Here is a 15371-nt window from a genome sequence, read left to right as displayed (position 1 = left end):
CCGTACGCTGGCGGGCAGCCGTTCTAAAGGAGAGATCGTGTTTCGGCATGTCGTGATGTTCACCTGGATCGCGGGGACCACCGAGCAGCAGAGGTCGGACGTGATGGCGGAGCTCGCCAAGCTGCCGGGGGTGATCCCGGAGATCCGCCGCTACGACATGGGGCCCGACGCCGGCGTCAACCCGGGCAACCACGAGTTCGTGGTGGTCGCGGACTTCGGCACCCTGGAGGACTACCTCGTCTACCGGGACCACCCGGTGCATCGCGACGTGATCCAGAACGTGATCAGGCCGATCATGGCGAGTCGCGCCGCGGTGCAGTACGAGCTCCCGGCGCTCGGGGAGCGGTAGGGCGGCGACGTGGTGGCCGCCCCTTCGCCCGGCGGCCACGCGGCGTTCAGACCGTCGGTGGGTTGTTGCGCTCGTGGTCCAGCAGGTGGTCGTCGGAGGTGCGGCCGCGGCGGTTCATGAAGACGACGCTCAGCAGCAGGCCGGCGCCGCCGACGACCATGAAGATGATGCCGATCACGTCGATGTGCACGCTGCTGCCGAGCACATCCGGATCGATGGCGAATTTGAGAATCGCCCCGATGGTCAGAAAGAAGATGCTGACCCCGATGCCCATCTAGACCTCCGGGACTCGATGATTCGGTTAAGAGCGCCTAGGGGCAGGGTAATACGCGCTCGCGTCCGCTCCCAGCACGGATTCCGTGGCGGGCACGGCGATCCGGCGCGGCGCGTGGCCGCCGCACCGGATCGGGCACCTTCGGAGGAGGGGCCGGCGGAGGTCTAGAAGGCGTCCTCGGGCAGCTCCATCAGGCTCTGGTCGGTGGCGGCGGCGACGCGGCGCTCGGCGGCCAGGCGCGGCAGCACGGTCTGGGCGAAGAAGGCGGCGGCGGCCACCTTGCCGGTGTAGAAGGCGGTGTCCCGCTCCGATCCGTCCAGGGCCTTCAGTGCCACCTCGGCCTGCCGCAGCAGCAGCCAGCCGATCACCAGGTCGCCGAGGGCGAGCAGGAACCGGGTGGTGTTCAGGCCGACCTTGTAGATCTCCGCGGGGGTCTCCAGCGCGGAGATCGCCCAGCCGGCCATGGTGTCGGCCATCGCCTTGACGTCGCCCGCGGCCTCGTCCAGCAGCGCGCGCTCCTGCTTGAGCCTGCCGTTGCCCGCCTCGGAGCCCGCGAACTCCTTGATCTCGCCGAGCAGCGCGCCGAGCGCGGCGCCCTGGTTGCGCAGGACCTTGCGGAAGAACAGGTCCTGGCCCTGGATCGCCGTGGTGCCCTCGTACAGCGAGTCGATCTTGGCGTCCCGGATGTACTGCTCGATCGGGTAGTCCTGCAGGTAGCCCGAGCCGCCGAACGTCTGCAGCGAGCGCGACAGCATCTCGTACGACCGCTCGGACCCGACGCCCTTGACGATCGGCAGCAGCAGGTCGTTCATGGCCTCGGCCGCGGTGTCCCTGGTGCCCGCGGTCTGCGCGATCTGCACCGCGTCCTGGAAGGTGGCGGTGTACAGGACCAGGGCGCGCATGCCCTCGGCGTAGGCCTTCTGCAGCATGAGCTCGCGCCGCACGTCCGGGTGGTGGGCGATGGTGACCCGGGGGGCGCTCTTGTCGGCCATCTGGGCGAGGTCGGCGCCCTGCACCCGCTGCTTGGCGTACGCGAGCGCGTTGAGGTAGCCGGTGGACAGGGTGGCGATGGCCTTGGTGCCGACCATCATCCGGGCGTGCTCGATGATCATGAACATCTGCCGGATGCCGTCGTGCGCGTCGCCCACCAGGGTGCCGACGGCCGGGTGCTTCTCGCCGAAGGTCAGCTCGCAGGTGGTGGAGGCCTTCAGGCCCATCTTGTGCTCGACGTTGGTCACGTAGGCGCCGTTGCGCTCGCCGAGCTCGCCGGTCTCAAGGTTCACGTGGTACTTCGGCACGAGGAACATCGACAGGCCCTTGGTGCCGGGCCCGGCGCCCTCGGGGCGGGCCAGCACCAGGTGGAAGATGTTCTCGGTGAGGTCGTGCTCGGCGCTGGTGATGAAGCGCTTGACGCCCTCGATGTGCCAGGTGCCGTCCGGCTGCGGCAGGGCCCTGGCGCGCCCGGCGCCGACGTCGGACCCGGCGTCCGGCTCGGTCAGCACCATGGTGGCGCCCCACTGCCGCTCGATGGCGAGCTCCGCGAAGCGCTTCTGCTCGGCGGTGCCGACCACGTGCAGCACATGGGAGAAGGCCGGGCCGCCGGAGTACAGCCAGATCGCCGGGTTGGAGCCCAGCACCATCTCGGCGACCGCCCAGATCACGCTGCTCGGCAGGCCGGGACCGCCGAGCTCCTGGGGCAGGTCGACGTTGGCCCAGCCCGTGTCGCGGAGGGTCTCGAACGACCGGCGGAACCTGGGCCCCATCGTCACCGTGCCGGTGGCGGGGTCGAAGACCGGCGGGGTGCGGTCGCCCTCCTCGAACGAATCGGCGAGCACGCCGGTGGCGAGGCGGTTCACCTCGTCCAGGATGCTGCGCACGGTGTCCTCGTCAAGCTCGGCGAAGCGCCCGGTGCCGAGGATGTCCTGGCGGCCGAGCATCTCGAAAAGGTTGAACTCAAGGTCGCGGACATTGCTCTTGTAGTGGCCCACGCGCGTCTCCTCAGCCCTGAATCGTACTGGCGAGTAACCTTACTCCTTTTTGCTACCCGCCAGTAACCCCTAGGCGTGCTGGCGAACGGGAAGCTCACCCTCGCGCACAGGGCCCCGCCCCCGGCGGCGGCCACCGTAGCGGCCTACGGCACGCGCCAGGCCGGCCGTGCCGAGGGCCGCCGACATGCAAGCCACCGGGATCACCGGCAGCACGTACCGATGGTCGAAATCCAGCACGGCCACCGGCGCGACCAGCAGGAACACGGCCGCGGCCCACGGCAGCAGCGCCGCCCGCGACGCGATCGCGCCGAGGCCGCCGAGCAGCAGGACGGCCGCGATCATCGGGCCGCGCAGGTACGCGGGGTACTGGTAGGCGATCAGGAACCCCGCGTACGGCTCGGCCGACCGCAGCCCCCGGACGCTCGCCCCGTAGTCCTTCCGCACCCGGTGCACCAGCGGGTGGTCCCGCAGCGGCCACTCCCCCCGGGCGAACCCGAAGGCGGGGGTGACCCGCTCGGGGTGGCGGACCGGAGTCCACGGGAACGCCAGCGCGGTGTCGCGCGCCACGGCGGCGACGTAGTCGAGCGGCTGGGCGAGGACGGCGCGGATCGCGAACGACCGGGCCAGGTCGTTGTTGGCGTTCCGGCCGCCCGGCATGCGGTTCAGCGAGGCGGCCGGGTCCCACACGTACTCCGACGCCGCGCTCTGGTAGGCCCCGTTCGGGCACAGCGGCGCCTCGGCGGGCGGCGGCTTGATCACCGAGCAGTCGGCGAACGTCATGGTGCGCGCCCAGAGCACCACCCCCTCCCCGCCGGTGAGCATGAACCTCCCGTTGACCGCGGCGTTCCACGACGCGTACGCGACCAACGGGAGGGCCCCCGCGACGGCCAGCGCGGCCAGCCGCCTCGCCCCCATCCGCCGCACGGCGAGGACGAGCAGCACCAGGACCAGCAGCGGCACGGCGACGGTCCGGGTGAGCGCGGCCAGCGCCAGCAGCGCCCCGGCGGCGGCGCACATCCGCGCGGCCGGCCGGGGAGACCACCCGAGGACCACCAGCCCGCCCACGACCAGGAACAGGAACAGCGTGTCGGACAGCACGCCGTGCTCCAGCCGCAGGAACGAGGCGTCGAACAGCCCCGGCACCGTGGCGAGCGACGCCCCCCAGGCGGGCAGCGCGTTGCGGCGCAGCGCCGCGTAGATCATCAGCCCGATGCCGAGCCCCATGAGGTGCTGCGCCCCCACGACCACCGTGACGTCGCGGAACGGGCGCAGCAGCCACAGGAACAGGGGATAGCCGCTCGGGTGGAACCCCAGCGACGGCCGGGGGTGCGCCGCGACGTCCAGGTAGCTGAACGAGTCGTACCAGTACAGCCACGCGGGCCGGTAGCCCAGCATCGTGACGACGCGCAGCGCCGCGGCGAGCAGCAGCACCGTGGCGAACAGACGGTGACGAACAATGACCGAGAGTGACCGTGTCGGGCAAGACGAAAGCCGGGGGAAGTCCATACGCGGGAGGATCCGTTTCTCCGGGCACGCCTGAGGGCGGCGTGTGGTGACTGGCGTCAGGGGGGAGCCCCGGGGCCTCGGCGCGGCCCCGGGGCGGGTGTCAGCGCGGCGGGGCGCTCACCGTGCGGGGGAACAGGTACGCCTCGCCGGGCCGCGCCTCACGGGCCACCCACACCGTCTCGGTGCCCCGGTGCCCGGCGCGGATCCGCAGGCCGATCGGGCAGTCCTCTTCCCGGACGCAGTACGCCGAGGTGACCAGCGGGGCGATGTCGTACCCGTCCGGCACCGTCCACGTGGTCGGCGCGTACCGGTTCGCCGAGAGGCGGCCGCCGTGCACGACGACGATCTGCCCCACCGCGCCGGGCGCGCCGGGCACGACCACCATCGAGATCCGCAGGCCCACCTCGGTCAGCTCCCGCCGGTAGCTCTCCCTGCCGGCGTAGACGTCCCTGACGGCGATGGCGAAGAACACCCCGGCCCGCCGGATCTCCAGCGCGTTGGCCGGTCGCGGCCCGAAGGCGACCTCCGCCGGCAGCGTCCAGGTCAGCAGGACGGCGGCGAGCGCGAGCGGGACGAGCGCCCGGTGGATCTTCCGCAGGCCGGGCACCGGGAACGGCCGGCGCCGGGCGGGCGCCGGATGGGTCGCGGCGATCCCGGCCATCAGCTCCCGCGCGCCCGGCGTCAGGCCGGGGCCGGCGTCCGGGGCGATCGAGGCGACCAGGCGGTCGATGTCGTCGGTCCTCATGGCTGCCCCTTCACGAGCGCGGTGGCCCGAGGGCCGTACCGGGTCAGGTCGAGCTCGGCGGCGTGCAGTTCCCGGGCCAGGCGTTTACGTGCCCGGTGCAGCCTGACGCGCACCGCGCCGCGCGAGCAGCCGAGCACGGTGGCGACCTGCGCGGTGTCCAGGCCCTCCCAGCTCACCAGGGACAGCAGCTCCCGGTCGTCGGCGCCGAGCCGCTGGAACGCCGCGCGGATCGCGCCGGTGTCCTGCTGCGGCATGGCCTCGTCCCAGGCGCCGGCGTCCCAGGCGCCCAGCTCGTCGCGCAGCCGCCCGGCCAGCGCGCTGCGCCGGGACTCGCCCCTGCGCTGGTTGGAGAGCACCTTGCGGGCCACGCCGTACAGCCACAGGCGGGCCTGCTCCCCCTCGGGGACGTCGTCCAGGCGGCGCCAGGCCGTGGTGAACGTCTCGGCGAGCGCGTCGGCGGCGTCGTCGGCCGACTCGGTACGCCGGCGGACGTACCCGAGGAGGTCCGCGTAGTTCGCGGTGTACATCTCCTCGAAGCGCTCTCGGGGGTCGGGTGGTCCCACACCGCTGTCCTTCCGTTCAGGAGCATGTGCGTAAACGGCCGCTCATCTCCATGCATGTCCGGACATCGGGGAGTGTTTCAGTTTTTGTTCGCGGCCAGGTGGCGAACCTGTTTGCCATGGTGACGGTGGCTGCGCTTGGCTGGGCCCATGATTAAGATCCACAACCTGACCGTCGACGCCGCCCGGCCGCACGAGCTGGCCGAATGGTGGCACCAGGCCACCGGGCTGCCGTTCCACGACGAGACCGCCCCCGAGGACGACGAGGTGATGCTCGTCAACCCGGACGGCCCGCCGCACTTGCTGTTCATCAAGGTCCCCGAGGGCAAGGCCGCCAAGAACCGCGTGCACGTGGACTTCCGCCCCGAAACCGGCGGCACCCGCGACGCCGAGGTCGAGCGGCTGCTCAAGCTCGGCGCCACCACCTACGAGGACCTGCGCGAGGACGACGGGAGCGGATGGGTGGTCCTGCTCGACCCCGAGGGCAACGAGTTCTGCGTGTGCCTGGGGGCGGACGAGCGTTGAGCCCGCCCCCGGGACGGGAGCGGGCTCGTTCTGCTCGCCGAGCCTCACCGGCTCATCGGGCGCGGGCGGCCCGCCCCCTGATCGAGAAGGTGACGACCCCGGCGATCAGGTAGACCAGCGCGCCGCCCCACAGGGCCTGCCACGCGGCGCCGAACACCCCCTCGCGGTCGAAGACGAGCTGGACCGGGTACATCAGCACGGCACCCGCGATGCCGGGGTAGAGGGCGAAACGCCAGGGGTGGCGCAGCGACCACACCCGGGCCTGCCGGGTGACGCGGTCGCCCGACTCGGGCTTGCGGACGGCGCCGATGGAGGCGACCAGCGCGAACAGGCTGATGCCGAGACACAGGGCCCAGGTCAGGTCGGGATCCCCCCCGAGGAACCCGAGCCCCGTACTGATCGCCGCGGCGGTCCCACCGGTGATCGCCGCGACCTTCCAGGGCGCGCCACGCAGGGCGGCGCCGGCGAGCGACATCTCGTCGCGTCGAGTCAGTTCTTCCTTCATGGACCCAAGACTGCCCTCTACGGCGCTCCCGGCACATCGGGGACGAACCCTGATTTCGACCCTGGGGCCACGCTCGGTGAGCCCTCAGGGCCGTCGATACCCTTTTGGGCATGTCTGTGAGTTTCCGCGCCGCGCGCCGCGACGACGTACCGCTGATCGTCGCCCTGCTGACCGACGACCCGATCGGGGCCGGGCGTGAAGGAGATCCCTCGGACGAGGCGTACCTGAGGGCCTTCGAGGCGATCGACGCGGACCCGCGGCAGGAGCTGATCGTCGCCGAGTCGGACGGCCGGGTGGTCGCGACCATGCAGATCACCTTCGTCCCCGGGCTGTCCCGCCGGGGCGGCGAGCGCGCGCTGATCGAGGCCGTCCGGGTCGGCGCCGCGATGCGCGGCCAGGGCCTCGGGCGGACGATGATGCGCTGGGCCGTGGACCGGGCGCGCGAGCGGGGCTGCCGCATGGTGCAGCTCACCAGCGACAAGGCCCGCGGCGACGCGCACCGGTTCTACACCTCGCTCGGCTTCGTCGACTCGCACGTGGGGTTCAAGCTGGCGCTGTAGCGCCCTCGTCCTTCGCGGGGTCCGGCAGCGGGGCGATCTCCACCAGGTTGTCGTGGTAGACGGCGCCGCGGCCCATGTCGGCGTCGCGCTCGTCCACCAGCGCGTTGGCGTTCGTCCCGCCGGGGCTCAGCTTGGGCCAGTGGCCCTTGGGGGTCATGACCACCCCCGGGGCCACCCGGTCGCTGATCTCCAGCTCGGCGGCCAGCTCGCCGTTGTCGTTGAACACCCGCACTCTCTGGCCGTCGTGCAGGCCGCGGTCGGCGGCGTCCTTCTCGTTGACCGCGATCTTCGGGCCCCCGGCCCGGCGGGCCAGCTCGGGGTTGTTGCCGAAGATCGTGTTGAGGAACGTGTGCGACGCCGGGGTGATCAGCGCCAGCTTGTACGGCCCGGCGGCCCGCGCGGTGAACGGCTCGACGTACGCCTGGCCGGGGCCGGGGAACTCCAGCCTGCCCGACGCCGTCGGGAAGCCGTCGGTGAACGGGACGAACGGGTCGGGGACGCTGAGCCGCACCCAGCCCTCGGCGCGCAGCCGCTCCACCGTGATCCCGGCGAGCGACGGGTGGCCGCCGGACAGCAGCTGCCGGGCGATCTCCAGGTCGGAGTCGTACAGCGAGGGATCGGTGAGGCCGAGGCGCCGCGCGACCCTGCGGAACGTCTCGGTGGTGGACAGGCACTCCCCGGGCGGCGGCACGGCGGGCTCGTTCCACATCAGGTACATGTGGCCGTACCCGGCGTGCAGGTCGGCGTGCTCGAACTGCATGGTGGCCGGGAGCACGATGTCGGCGTAGTCGACGGTGTCGGTGGGGAACTGCTCCATGACCACGGTGAACAGGTCCTCCCGCAGCAGGCCCCGCCGGACGCGGTTCTGGTCGGAGGTGCTGCCCATGGGGTTGGCGGCGTAGACCCACAGGCACTTGACCGGGTCGGCCGTGTCCTCCAGGCCCTCGGCGAGGCGGGTCATGGTCAGCGAGCGCACCGGGCCGTCCGGCAGCAGGTCGAGCCGGGTGTCGGCCTGGATGGGCACGTGGCCGCTGGTGGAGTACGCGACGCCGCCGCCGGGGTGGCGCCAGTCGCCGGTCACCCCGGGGATGGCGGCGATGGTGCGCAGGGCGGTGCCGCCGCCGCGGTGCCGCTGCAGGCCCATGGTGGCGCGGATGCCGGTCGGGCGGGTGTGCGCGAGGCGGACGCCGAGGGCGCGGATGTCCTTCTCCGGGATGCCGGTGATCTCGGCCGCCACCTTCGGCGGATATTTCCGGATCTCCTGCTCGAAGTCCCCCCAGCCGTGCGTGTGCCGCTCCAGGTACTCCTCGTCCTGCGCCCCCTCGTCCAGCACCACGTGCAGCAGCGCCAGCGCCAGCGCCGCGTCGGTGCCCGGCCGGATCGCCAGGTGCTCGTCGGCCTGGTCCGCGGTCCGCGTCCTGATCGGGTCGATCGCCACCACGTGCGCGCCGTCCGTCCTGGCCCGCTGGATGAACTTCCACAGGTGGTGGCCGCTGGTCAGCGTGTTGGTGCCCCACAGCAGGATCAGCCGGGACTGGGCGAACGTCTCGGGGTCCATGCCGCCCGGGGACCCGTTGGTCAGCCGGAGCCCGGTGTTCCCGGCCCGCGAGCAGATGTTCAGATCGTGGAAGGACGCCCCCAGCGCGTTCCACAGCCGCCGCCCGGCCTGGCCGGTCTCACCCTGGATGTAGCCGAGCGTCCCGGTGCCCTGGTACGGCCAGATGGCCTCGCCGCCGAACTCGCCGGTGATCGCGGTCAGTCGCTCGGCGATCTCGTCCAGCGCCTCGTCCCAGGTGATCCGCTCGAATCGGCCCGCGCCTTTAGGCCCCACCCGGCGCATGGGGTACAGAATGCGGTCGGGGGCCTTGGTGTGCTCGACGTAGCGGTTCACCTTCACGCACAGCGCGCCCCTGGTGTACGGCTGGCCGGGGTTGCCCCGCAGGCCCACGGCCTCTCCGTCTCTGACCGTGACCACCCAGGAGCAGGTGTCGGGGCAGTCCAGGGGACAGGCGCCGAGAACGTTCAACTCACGGGTCATGAATAGACGGTACATAGCTTGCGTACGTGCCCGAGAGGGGGTGTGCTCGTCCCCGTGCCGCTCGTGGGGGGTGTGCTGTGCTTTTCGGCTGGGCCCTTACCGGGGGACGCGCCGTAGAGTGTCAGCGAATGGCCGAGGTGCACCGGTTCAGCCGAAGATCGCGCGCCATGCCGGGGGGCTTCGTAGAGTCAATCATGATTAGGGGTGGGGAAAGACCTTATGACCGGATGTGTTAGGTAGACGCGGGCGGTGACCGAGATCACGGAACGGGACGAGGCCGACAAGACCGCGGGGGCACAGCCCTCCACGGCCGGCTCCGTCGCGCTCACCTCCGGCGCCGGGTCCTCGCCGTCCACCAACGGCACGCCCGCCGACGACGACGCGACCTGCCCGGCGGAGGACACGGACGCACCCGAGAGACCGGCCCCCGCGGACGCGCCCGAACACCCGTCTCCCGCGGACGACCCCCCGCCCTCCGCGGCCCGTTCCGCGCGGCCGTCCCCCACGCAGGAGACCGAGTCGCCCGGCCGGGCGTTCGGCGAGGCGCCCGTGGTGGTGGTCGAGCCGCTGCTGCCCCAGCGCATCCGCCGCTCCTCCGACGCCCTGCGCTTCCTCGCCACCCTCGCGGCGCTCGTCGGCGTCGTCCTGCTGGCCCTGGTCGCCAAGCAGACCCTCAACGGCCTTGAGCGGGACGTCACCGACGGCACCAGCCGCGCACCCGACCTGCTGATCGGCGTGGCCGGCTTCCTGGCCGGCGCCGCGGTGCTCATCGTGCCCGCCGCGTTCGCCGTGGAGCGCGTCTTCCACCGCGACGGCGTGCGGGTCGCCGAGGGCCTGATCGCCGCGATCATCGGCATGCTCGGCTCGTTCGTGCTCGGCGAGTGGCTCGCCGTCGCCGGGCCCGAGGACCTGCGCATCCTGCTCACCGGCGACCGCACCGGGGTCGAGCCGATCAACACCCTGCTCACCTCGGTCGTGGCCTACGTCACAGCGGTGCGCCTCGCCCGGCGCCCCACCTGGCGCGGGCTGATGTGGATGGCCATCGCGCTGGACGTCTTCGCGCTGTTCACCGGCGCCGAGGCCACCGTGCTCGGCGTCTTCGTCACCTACCTCGTCGGCCTCGCCGTCGGGTACGCCACCCTGTACGTCGTCGGCAGCCCCAACCCCCGCCCGCCCGGCGGCACCGTCGTCACCGCGCTGCGCCGCCTCGGCTTCGTCCCCGTCAAGGCCCACCGCATCGCCGACGACGCCCAGGGCAGCCGCCGGTACGCCGTCGTGATGACCGACGACCGCCGCCTCGACGTCACGGTGCTCGACCGGGACCGCCAGGTCTCCGGGGTGATCTACCGGCTCTGGCGGCGTATCCGGCTCAACTCCGAGACCCGGCGCCGGGCCATCCGCTCCCTGCGCGCCGAGCTGGAACGCGAGGCGCTGATGGCGTACGCCGCCCAGGCGGCGGGCGTGCGCACCCCGAGGCTGGTCGGCACCACCGAGATCGGCACCGAGGCGGCGCTGCTGGTGTACGAGCACCTCGGCACCCGCGAACTCGGCGACGTGCCGGACGACCAGCTCACCGACGAGCTCCTCGTCAAGATCTGGAAGCAGGTCGAGCTGCTCCAGGCCCACCGGCTGGCGCACCGCAGGCTCACCGGCGACAGCATCCACCTCGACGCGGACGGCGAGGTCGTCCTGATGGACGCCCGCAGCGGCGAGATCGCCGCCGGCGACCTGCTCCTGCGCCTGGACGTCGCCCAGCTGCTCACCTACCTCGCCCTGCGGGTCGGGCCCGAGCGGTCGGTCGCCTGCGCGGCCCAGGTGATCCCCAAGCAGGCCCTCGCCGGCGCGCTCCCGCTGATGCAGCGCATCGCCCTCACCCGGGGCACCCGCGCCGAGGTCGGCCGGGACAAGGAACTGCTGCCCGAGCTGCGCGAGCACATCCTCTCCCTCACCACACAGGTGCAGGTCGAAGAGGTACGGCTGGAACGGTTCCAGCCGCGCATGCTCGTCACGATCATCGCCAGCGCGCTCGCCGCGTACTTCCTGCTGTCCCAGCTCAGCCGGGTCAACCTCGTCGAGGTCGTGGCCACGGCCAAGTGGGGCTGGGGCGGGGTCGCGCTCGGCGCCGCCGGGCTCAGCTACGTCGCCGCCGCGCTCATGCTGCGCGGCTTCGTGCCGGAGAAGCTGCCCCTCGGCCGCACCGTCCTCGCGCAGTTCGCCGGGTCGTTCGTCAAGCTGGTCGCGCCCGCGGCGGTCAGCGGCGTCGCCATCAACTCCCGCTACCTGCAAAAACGCGGCATCGCCCCCGGTCTGGCCGTCGCCAGCGTGGGCGCCTCGCAGCTGGTCGGGCTCGGCTGCCACATCCTGCTCCTGCTGCTGTTCGGCTACGTCACCGGCAGCAAGGCCGCGCCGTCGCTGAGCCCGTCCCGCGGGCTGGTCATCGTGCTGCTGTCCGCGGCCGTGCTCGTCCTGCTCGTGCTCGCCGTGCCGCAACTGCGGCGCATGCTGACCAGCCGCATCCGCCCGCTGTTCTCCGGCGTGATGCCGCGGCTGCTCGACGTGCTCCAGTCGCCCCGCAAGATCATCGAAGGGCTCAGCGGCACGCTGCTGCTCACCCTGGCCTTCGTGGTGTGCCTGGACGCCTGCGTGCGCGCCTTCGGCGGATCGCTCGGCTTCACCGCCGTGGCCATCGTGTTCCTCGCCGGGAACGCCATCGGCTCGGCCGCTCCCACCCCCGGCGGGCTGGGCGCGGTGGAGGCGTCCCTGTCGCTCGGCCTCACCCTGTCCGGGCTTCCGGGCACCGTCGCGACCTCGGCGGTACTGCTGTTCCGGCTGCTGACCTTCTGGCTGCCGGTGCTGCCCGGGTGGGCCTCGTTCGCCTGGTTGCAGCGGCACGAGGCCCTGTAGGCGCTACACCAGCGGAGCACCCGGCTGGGCGATCTCCTTGTCGATGGCGGCGAGCTCGTCGGCCGAGAACTCCAGGTTGTCGACCGCGGCGACGTTGTCCTCGAGCTGCTTGACGCCGCTCGCGCCGATCAGCACCGAGGTCACCCGCTTGTCGCGCAGCGCCCACGCCAGCGCCATCTGCGCCAGCGTCTGGCCGCGGCCCGCCGCGATCTCGTTCAGCGTGCGGACCCGGCGCAGCACGTCGTCGGTGAGATGCGCCGGACGCAGGAACTTCTCCTTGGCCGCCCGCGAGTCCTCCGGGACGCCGTGCAGGTACCGGTCGGTCAGGATGCCCTGCGCCAGCGGCGAGAACGGGATGCAGCCCGCGCCCTCCTCCTCCAGCACGTCCAGCAGGCCGTCCTCGATCCAGCGGTCGAACATCGAGTAGCGCGGCTGGTGGATGAGCAGCGGGGTGCCCATCTCGCGCAGCAGGCGGGCCGCCTCCCTGGTCTGCTCCGGGCTGTAGTTGGAGATGCCCGCGTACAGCGCGCGGCCCGAGCGCACGGCCGTGTCCAGCGCGCCCATCGTCTCCTCCAGCGGAGTCTCAGGGTCCGGGCGGTGGCTGTAGAAGATGTCCACGTAGTCCAGGCCCATCCTGGCCAGGGACTGGTCCAGGCTGGACAGCACGTACTTGCGCGAGCCCCACTCGCCGTACGGGCCGGGCCACATGTCGTACCCGGCCTTGCTGGAGATGATCAGCTCGTCGCGGTACGGGCGGAAGTCCTGCGCGAAGAGCGTGCCGAAGTTCCGCTCGGCCGAGCCGGGCGGCGGGCCGTAGTTGTTGGCGAGGTCGAAGTGGGTCACCCCGAGGTCGAACGCCCGGCGCAGCGTGGCCCGCTGCGTCTCCATCGGCTTGTCGTCCCCGAAGTTGTGCCAGAGCCCGAGGGACACCGCCGGCAGCTTCAGCCCGCTCCGGCCGGACCGGTTGTAGGGCTGCCTGTCGTAGCGTTCGTCCGCCGCCGAGTACGTCACTAGCTCTCTCCTGTGCCTTGCGATTTTCCCGCCGCCGTCGCGGCGCGATCGAGTATCCACGACAGGGTGAACGCCTCCTCACGCCAGGCGTCGTACCTGCCGCTGCGGCCGCCGTGGCCCGCGCCCATCTCGATCTTCAGCAGGAACGGGCCGCCCCGGGAGGTGTCCCGCAGCCGGGCGATCCACTTGACGGGCTCGTGGTAGAGCACGCGGGTGTCGTTCAGGCTGGTGATGGCGAGGATGGGCGGATACACCCGGTCGTCGACGTTCTCGTAGGGCGTGTACGACTTCATGTACGCGTAGACGTCGGCGTTGTGCAGGGGGTCGCCCCACTCGTCCCACTCGATCACCGTGAGGGGGAGCGAGGGATCGAGGATGGTGTTCAGCGCGTCCACGAACGGCACCTCGGCCACCACTCCGGCGAACGCGTCGGGGGCGAGGTTGGCCACCGCGCCCACCAGCAGCCCGCCCGCCGAGCCGCCCCGCGCCACGATGCCGCCGGACCAGCCGGACTCGCGCAGGTGCCTCGCGACCGCCACGAAGTCGGTGAATGTGTTCTTCTTGCGCAGCAACTTGCCGTCCTCGTACCACCCGCGGCCCATCTCGCCGCCGCCGCGCACGTGGGCCACCGCGAAGACGAAGCCGCGGTCCAGCAGGCTGAGCCGCGCCACCGAGAACGCGGGGTCGATCGAGGTCTCGTAGCTGCCGTAGCCGTACAGCACGGTCGGCGCCGGGCTCTGCGTGCCCTTCCTGCGCACGATCGAGACGGGCACGCGGGTGCCGTCGCCGGCGACGGCCCACTCGCGGAACTGCTCGTAGTCCTCGGGGTCGTAGCCGCCGAGCACGGCGCGGCGCTTCAGCAGGATCAGCTTGTGCGTTGTGAGGTCGTAGTCGTACACCGAGGGCGGCGTCACCATCGAGGCGTACGCCAGCCGCAGCCTGCCGGTCTGGAACTCCGGGTTCCCCGCGGGCTGGGCGCTGTGGATCACCTCGGGGAACTCGATCTCGTACGGCTCGCCCTCCCCCGGCAGCACCCGGATGCCGGTGAGGCCGTCCCTGCGGAAGTACACGGCGGCGTGGCCGGCGAACGCCTGCACGTCGAGGAGCCTCGTGTCCTCGCGGTGCTCGATGAGGGGCGTCCAGGCGGCGGGGTCGTCGATGGGGGCGGTGGCCAGCGCGAAGTTGCGGGCACCCTCGTTGTGCAGGACGAAGAAGTGGTCGCCGGCGTGGTCGAGGGCGTACTCGACGCCGACGGCGCGGGGGCGCACGACCGAGAACTCGCCGGTGGGGAACTCCGCGTCCAGGATGCGGACCTCACTGGTGATCTTGCTGCCCGCGCTGAGCACCAGGTAGCGCTCGCTGCGGGTCAGGCCGATGCCGACCCAGAAGCGCTCGTCGGACTCCTCGTAGACCAGCACGTCCTCGCTCGTCGGTGTGCCGATGATGTGGCGGTGCACGCGGTACGGGCGCCAGGCCTCGTCGGTGGTGGAGTAGAAGAAGGCCGAGCCGTCCGCGGACCAGGCGCCGCCGTAGAAGACGTCCGGGATCTCGTCGGCGAGCATCTCGCCGGAGTCCAGGTCCCGGAACCTCAGGGTGAAGCGCTCGTTCCCGCTGAAGTCTGTGGAGTAGGCGAGGAGCCTGCCGTCCGCGGTGATGCTGCTGGTGCCGACCGCGAAGAACGGGCTGTCCCCCGCGAGCTCGTTGCCGTCCAGCAGCACCTGCTCGCCGTCCATCGGCTTGCCGGCGACCAGCTCGGGTGGGGTCTCGGTGAGCGCGGGCAGCCGGCACTGGATGCCGTACTGCTTGCCCTCCTCGGTGCGCGAGTAGTACCACCAGCCGCCCTTGCGGGTGGGGACCGACAGGTCGGTCTCCTGGGTGCGCGCCTTGATCTCCTGGAAGATGTCCTCCTGGAGGTCCGCCAGGTGGGCGGTGCGCGCATCCGTGTAGGCGTTCTCCGCCTCCAGGTAGGCGATGGTGTCCGGATCGTCCTTGTCGGTCAGCCAGGAGTACTCGTCGAGCACGGTGTCGCCGTGGTGCGTGCGCTCGGCCGGAACCTTCTTCGCCACCGGAGGTATGTCGCTGCTCACCTGGCCGAGTCTATGGCCCGGCGGGGGAGCTGATCAGTACGGTCATGGCGAAGTGTGCGTCGCCGCGCCGGAAGGCTGCTAATCTTGACCTGTCGGCATCGCCCGGCGCCACCCCACTCCAATCGCTTCGGCGGTCCGGCGTGAGCGCGCTCGGGGACACGACGAACCCCGTAAAAGATCTACCTAGATAACTTGCTCTCCAAGCAAGACTCGGGTAAGTTTGCAGGGTTGCTCTACTTCAGGGCGACCCACATGCTAGCGGGGTCGCCGGAGTGGAAGTCAAGTGTGGGCCCAGTGCCCGATTTGCTTCACATCCGGC

General features: G+C 71.6%; 13 protein-coding genes. 4 read left to right on the top strand and 9 right to left on the bottom strand.

The window, feature by feature from the left end; translation table 11 throughout:
- Window positions 1-37 precede the first annotated feature (37 nt).
- On the top strand, window positions 38-349 hold the full coding sequence (locus tag ACFP1K_RS34650; RefSeq protein WP_380761453.1) for a Dabb family protein: 312 nt from the start codon (window positions 38-40) through the stop codon (window positions 347-349).
- 46 nt (window positions 350-395) lie between these two features.
- Here the strand turns inward: ACFP1K_RS34650 and ACFP1K_RS34645 are convergent, their stop codons facing one another.
- The 5 genes from ACFP1K_RS34645 to ACFP1K_RS34625 all read right to left on the bottom strand — a co-directional run bounded on the left by ACFP1K_RS34645 (window position 396) and on the right by ACFP1K_RS34625 (window position 5425).
- Complete coding sequence (locus tag ACFP1K_RS34645; RefSeq protein WP_380761451.1) at window positions 396-623, bottom strand: DUF6458 family protein; 228 nt, start codon at window positions 621-623, stop codon at window positions 396-398.
- 164 nt (window positions 624-787) lie between these two features.
- A complete protein-coding gene (locus ACFP1K_RS34640) occupies window positions 788-2611 on the bottom strand; it encodes an acyl-CoA dehydrogenase (protein ID WP_380761449.1) in 1824 nt (607 codons plus the stop codon).
- A gap of 69 nt (window positions 2612-2680) precedes the next feature.
- Window positions 2681-4042 (bottom strand): hypothetical protein, encoded by a 1362-nt coding sequence (locus ACFP1K_RS34635; protein ID WP_380761447.1) that lies wholly within the window; start codon window positions 4040-4042, stop codon window positions 2681-2683.
- A gap of 175 nt (window positions 4043-4217) precedes the next feature.
- Window positions 4218-4862: a hypothetical protein gene (locus ACFP1K_RS34630; protein WP_380761445.1), complete on the bottom strand. Its 645-nt coding sequence runs from the start codon at window positions 4860-4862 to the stop codon at window positions 4218-4220.
- Window positions 4859-5425 (bottom strand): RNA polymerase sigma factor, encoded by a 567-nt coding sequence (locus ACFP1K_RS34625; protein ID WP_380761443.1) that lies wholly within the window; start codon window positions 5423-5425, stop codon window positions 4859-4861. Before ACFP1K_RS34625 ends, ACFP1K_RS34630 begins: the two co-directional genes overlap by 4 nt.
- 147 nt (window positions 5426-5572) lie before the next feature.
- On the opposite strand from ACFP1K_RS34625, the gene ACFP1K_RS34620 reads away from it, so the two are divergent.
- Window positions 5573-5947, top strand: a complete 375-nt coding sequence (locus tag ACFP1K_RS34620) for a VOC family protein (protein ID WP_380761441.1) — start codon at window positions 5573-5575, stop codon at window positions 5945-5947.
- A 52-nt stretch (window positions 5948-5999) separates the two neighbouring features.
- Here ACFP1K_RS34620 and ACFP1K_RS34615 read toward each other — a convergent pair whose 3' ends face one another.
- Window positions 6000-6452: a hypothetical protein gene (locus tag ACFP1K_RS34615; protein WP_380761439.1), complete on the bottom strand. Its 453-nt coding sequence runs from the start codon at window positions 6450-6452 to the stop codon at window positions 6000-6002.
- Window positions 6453-6562: 110 nt separating this feature from the next.
- Between ACFP1K_RS34615 and ACFP1K_RS34610 the strand changes: the two genes are divergently transcribed.
- Entirely contained in the window at window positions 6563-7012 is a 450-nt protein-coding gene (locus ACFP1K_RS34610) for a GNAT family N-acetyltransferase (RefSeq protein ID WP_380761437.1), read from the top strand.
- Here the strand turns inward: ACFP1K_RS34610 and ACFP1K_RS34605 are convergent.
- Window positions 6996-9050: a molybdopterin-containing oxidoreductase family protein gene (locus tag ACFP1K_RS34605; protein ID WP_380761435.1), complete on the bottom strand. Its 2055-nt coding sequence runs from the start codon at window positions 9048-9050 to the stop codon at window positions 6996-6998. The genes ACFP1K_RS34610 and ACFP1K_RS34605 overlap by 17 nt on opposite strands.
- A 249-nt stretch (window positions 9051-9299) precedes the next feature.
- Between ACFP1K_RS34605 and ACFP1K_RS34600 the strand changes: the two genes are divergently transcribed.
- A complete protein-coding gene (locus ACFP1K_RS34600) occupies window positions 9300-11954 on the top strand; it encodes a lysylphosphatidylglycerol synthase transmembrane domain-containing protein (protein ID WP_380761433.1) in 2655 nt (884 codons plus the stop codon).
- Between the two features lie 3 nt (window positions 11955-11957).
- On the opposite strand, the gene mgrA is transcribed toward ACFP1K_RS34600, so the two are convergent.
- Both mgrA and ACFP1K_RS34590 read right to left on the bottom strand, forming a co-directional pair.
- Entirely contained in the window at window positions 11958-12965 is a 1008-nt protein-coding gene (mgrA, locus tag ACFP1K_RS34595; protein ID WP_380761431.1) for an L-glyceraldehyde 3-phosphate reductase, read from the bottom strand.
- The gene (locus ACFP1K_RS34590; RefSeq protein ID WP_380761429.1) at window positions 12965-15052 is read right to left on the bottom strand and encodes a S9 family peptidase; all 2088 of its coding nucleotides are present in this window, start codon (window positions 15050-15052) and stop codon (window positions 12965-12967) included. Before ACFP1K_RS34590 ends, mgrA begins: the two co-directional genes overlap by 1 nt.
- Window positions 15053-15371 lie beyond the last annotated feature (319 nt).

It is taken from the genome of Sphaerisporangium aureirubrum (genome assembly GCF_042658925.1).
Lineage (GTDB): Bacteria > Actinomycetota > Actinomycetes > Streptosporangiales > Streptosporangiaceae > Sphaerisporangium > Sphaerisporangium aureirubrum.
The sequence above is the reverse complement of the archived record's forward strand: the minus strand, read 5'-3'. Positions and strand labels throughout refer to the sequence as shown.

Bases quoted from the DNA above. Each gene is read 5' to 3' on its own strand.
- ACFP1K_RS34615 (WP_380761439.1), bottom strand. From the start codon at position 6,452: ATGAAGGAAGAACTGACTCGACGCGACGAGATGTCGCTCGCCGGCGCC.
- ACFP1K_RS34620 (WP_380761441.1), top strand. From the start codon at position 5,573: ATGATTAAGATCCACAACCTGACCGTCGACGCCGCCCGGCCGCACGAG.
- ACFP1K_RS34630 (WP_380761445.1), bottom strand. From the start codon at position 4,862: ATGAGGACCGACGACATCGACCGCCTGGTCGCCTCGATCGCCCCGGAC.
- ACFP1K_RS34605 (WP_380761435.1), bottom strand. From the start codon at position 9,050: ATGACCCGTGAGTTGAACGTTCTCGGCGCCTGTCCCCTGGACTGCCCC.
- ACFP1K_RS34645 (WP_380761451.1), bottom strand. From the start codon at position 623: ATGGGCATCGGGGTCAGCATCTTCTTTCTGACCATCGGGGCGATTCTC.
- ACFP1K_RS34610 (WP_380761437.1), top strand. From the start codon at position 6,563: ATGTCTGTGAGTTTCCGCGCCGCGCGCCGCGACGACGTACCGCTGATC.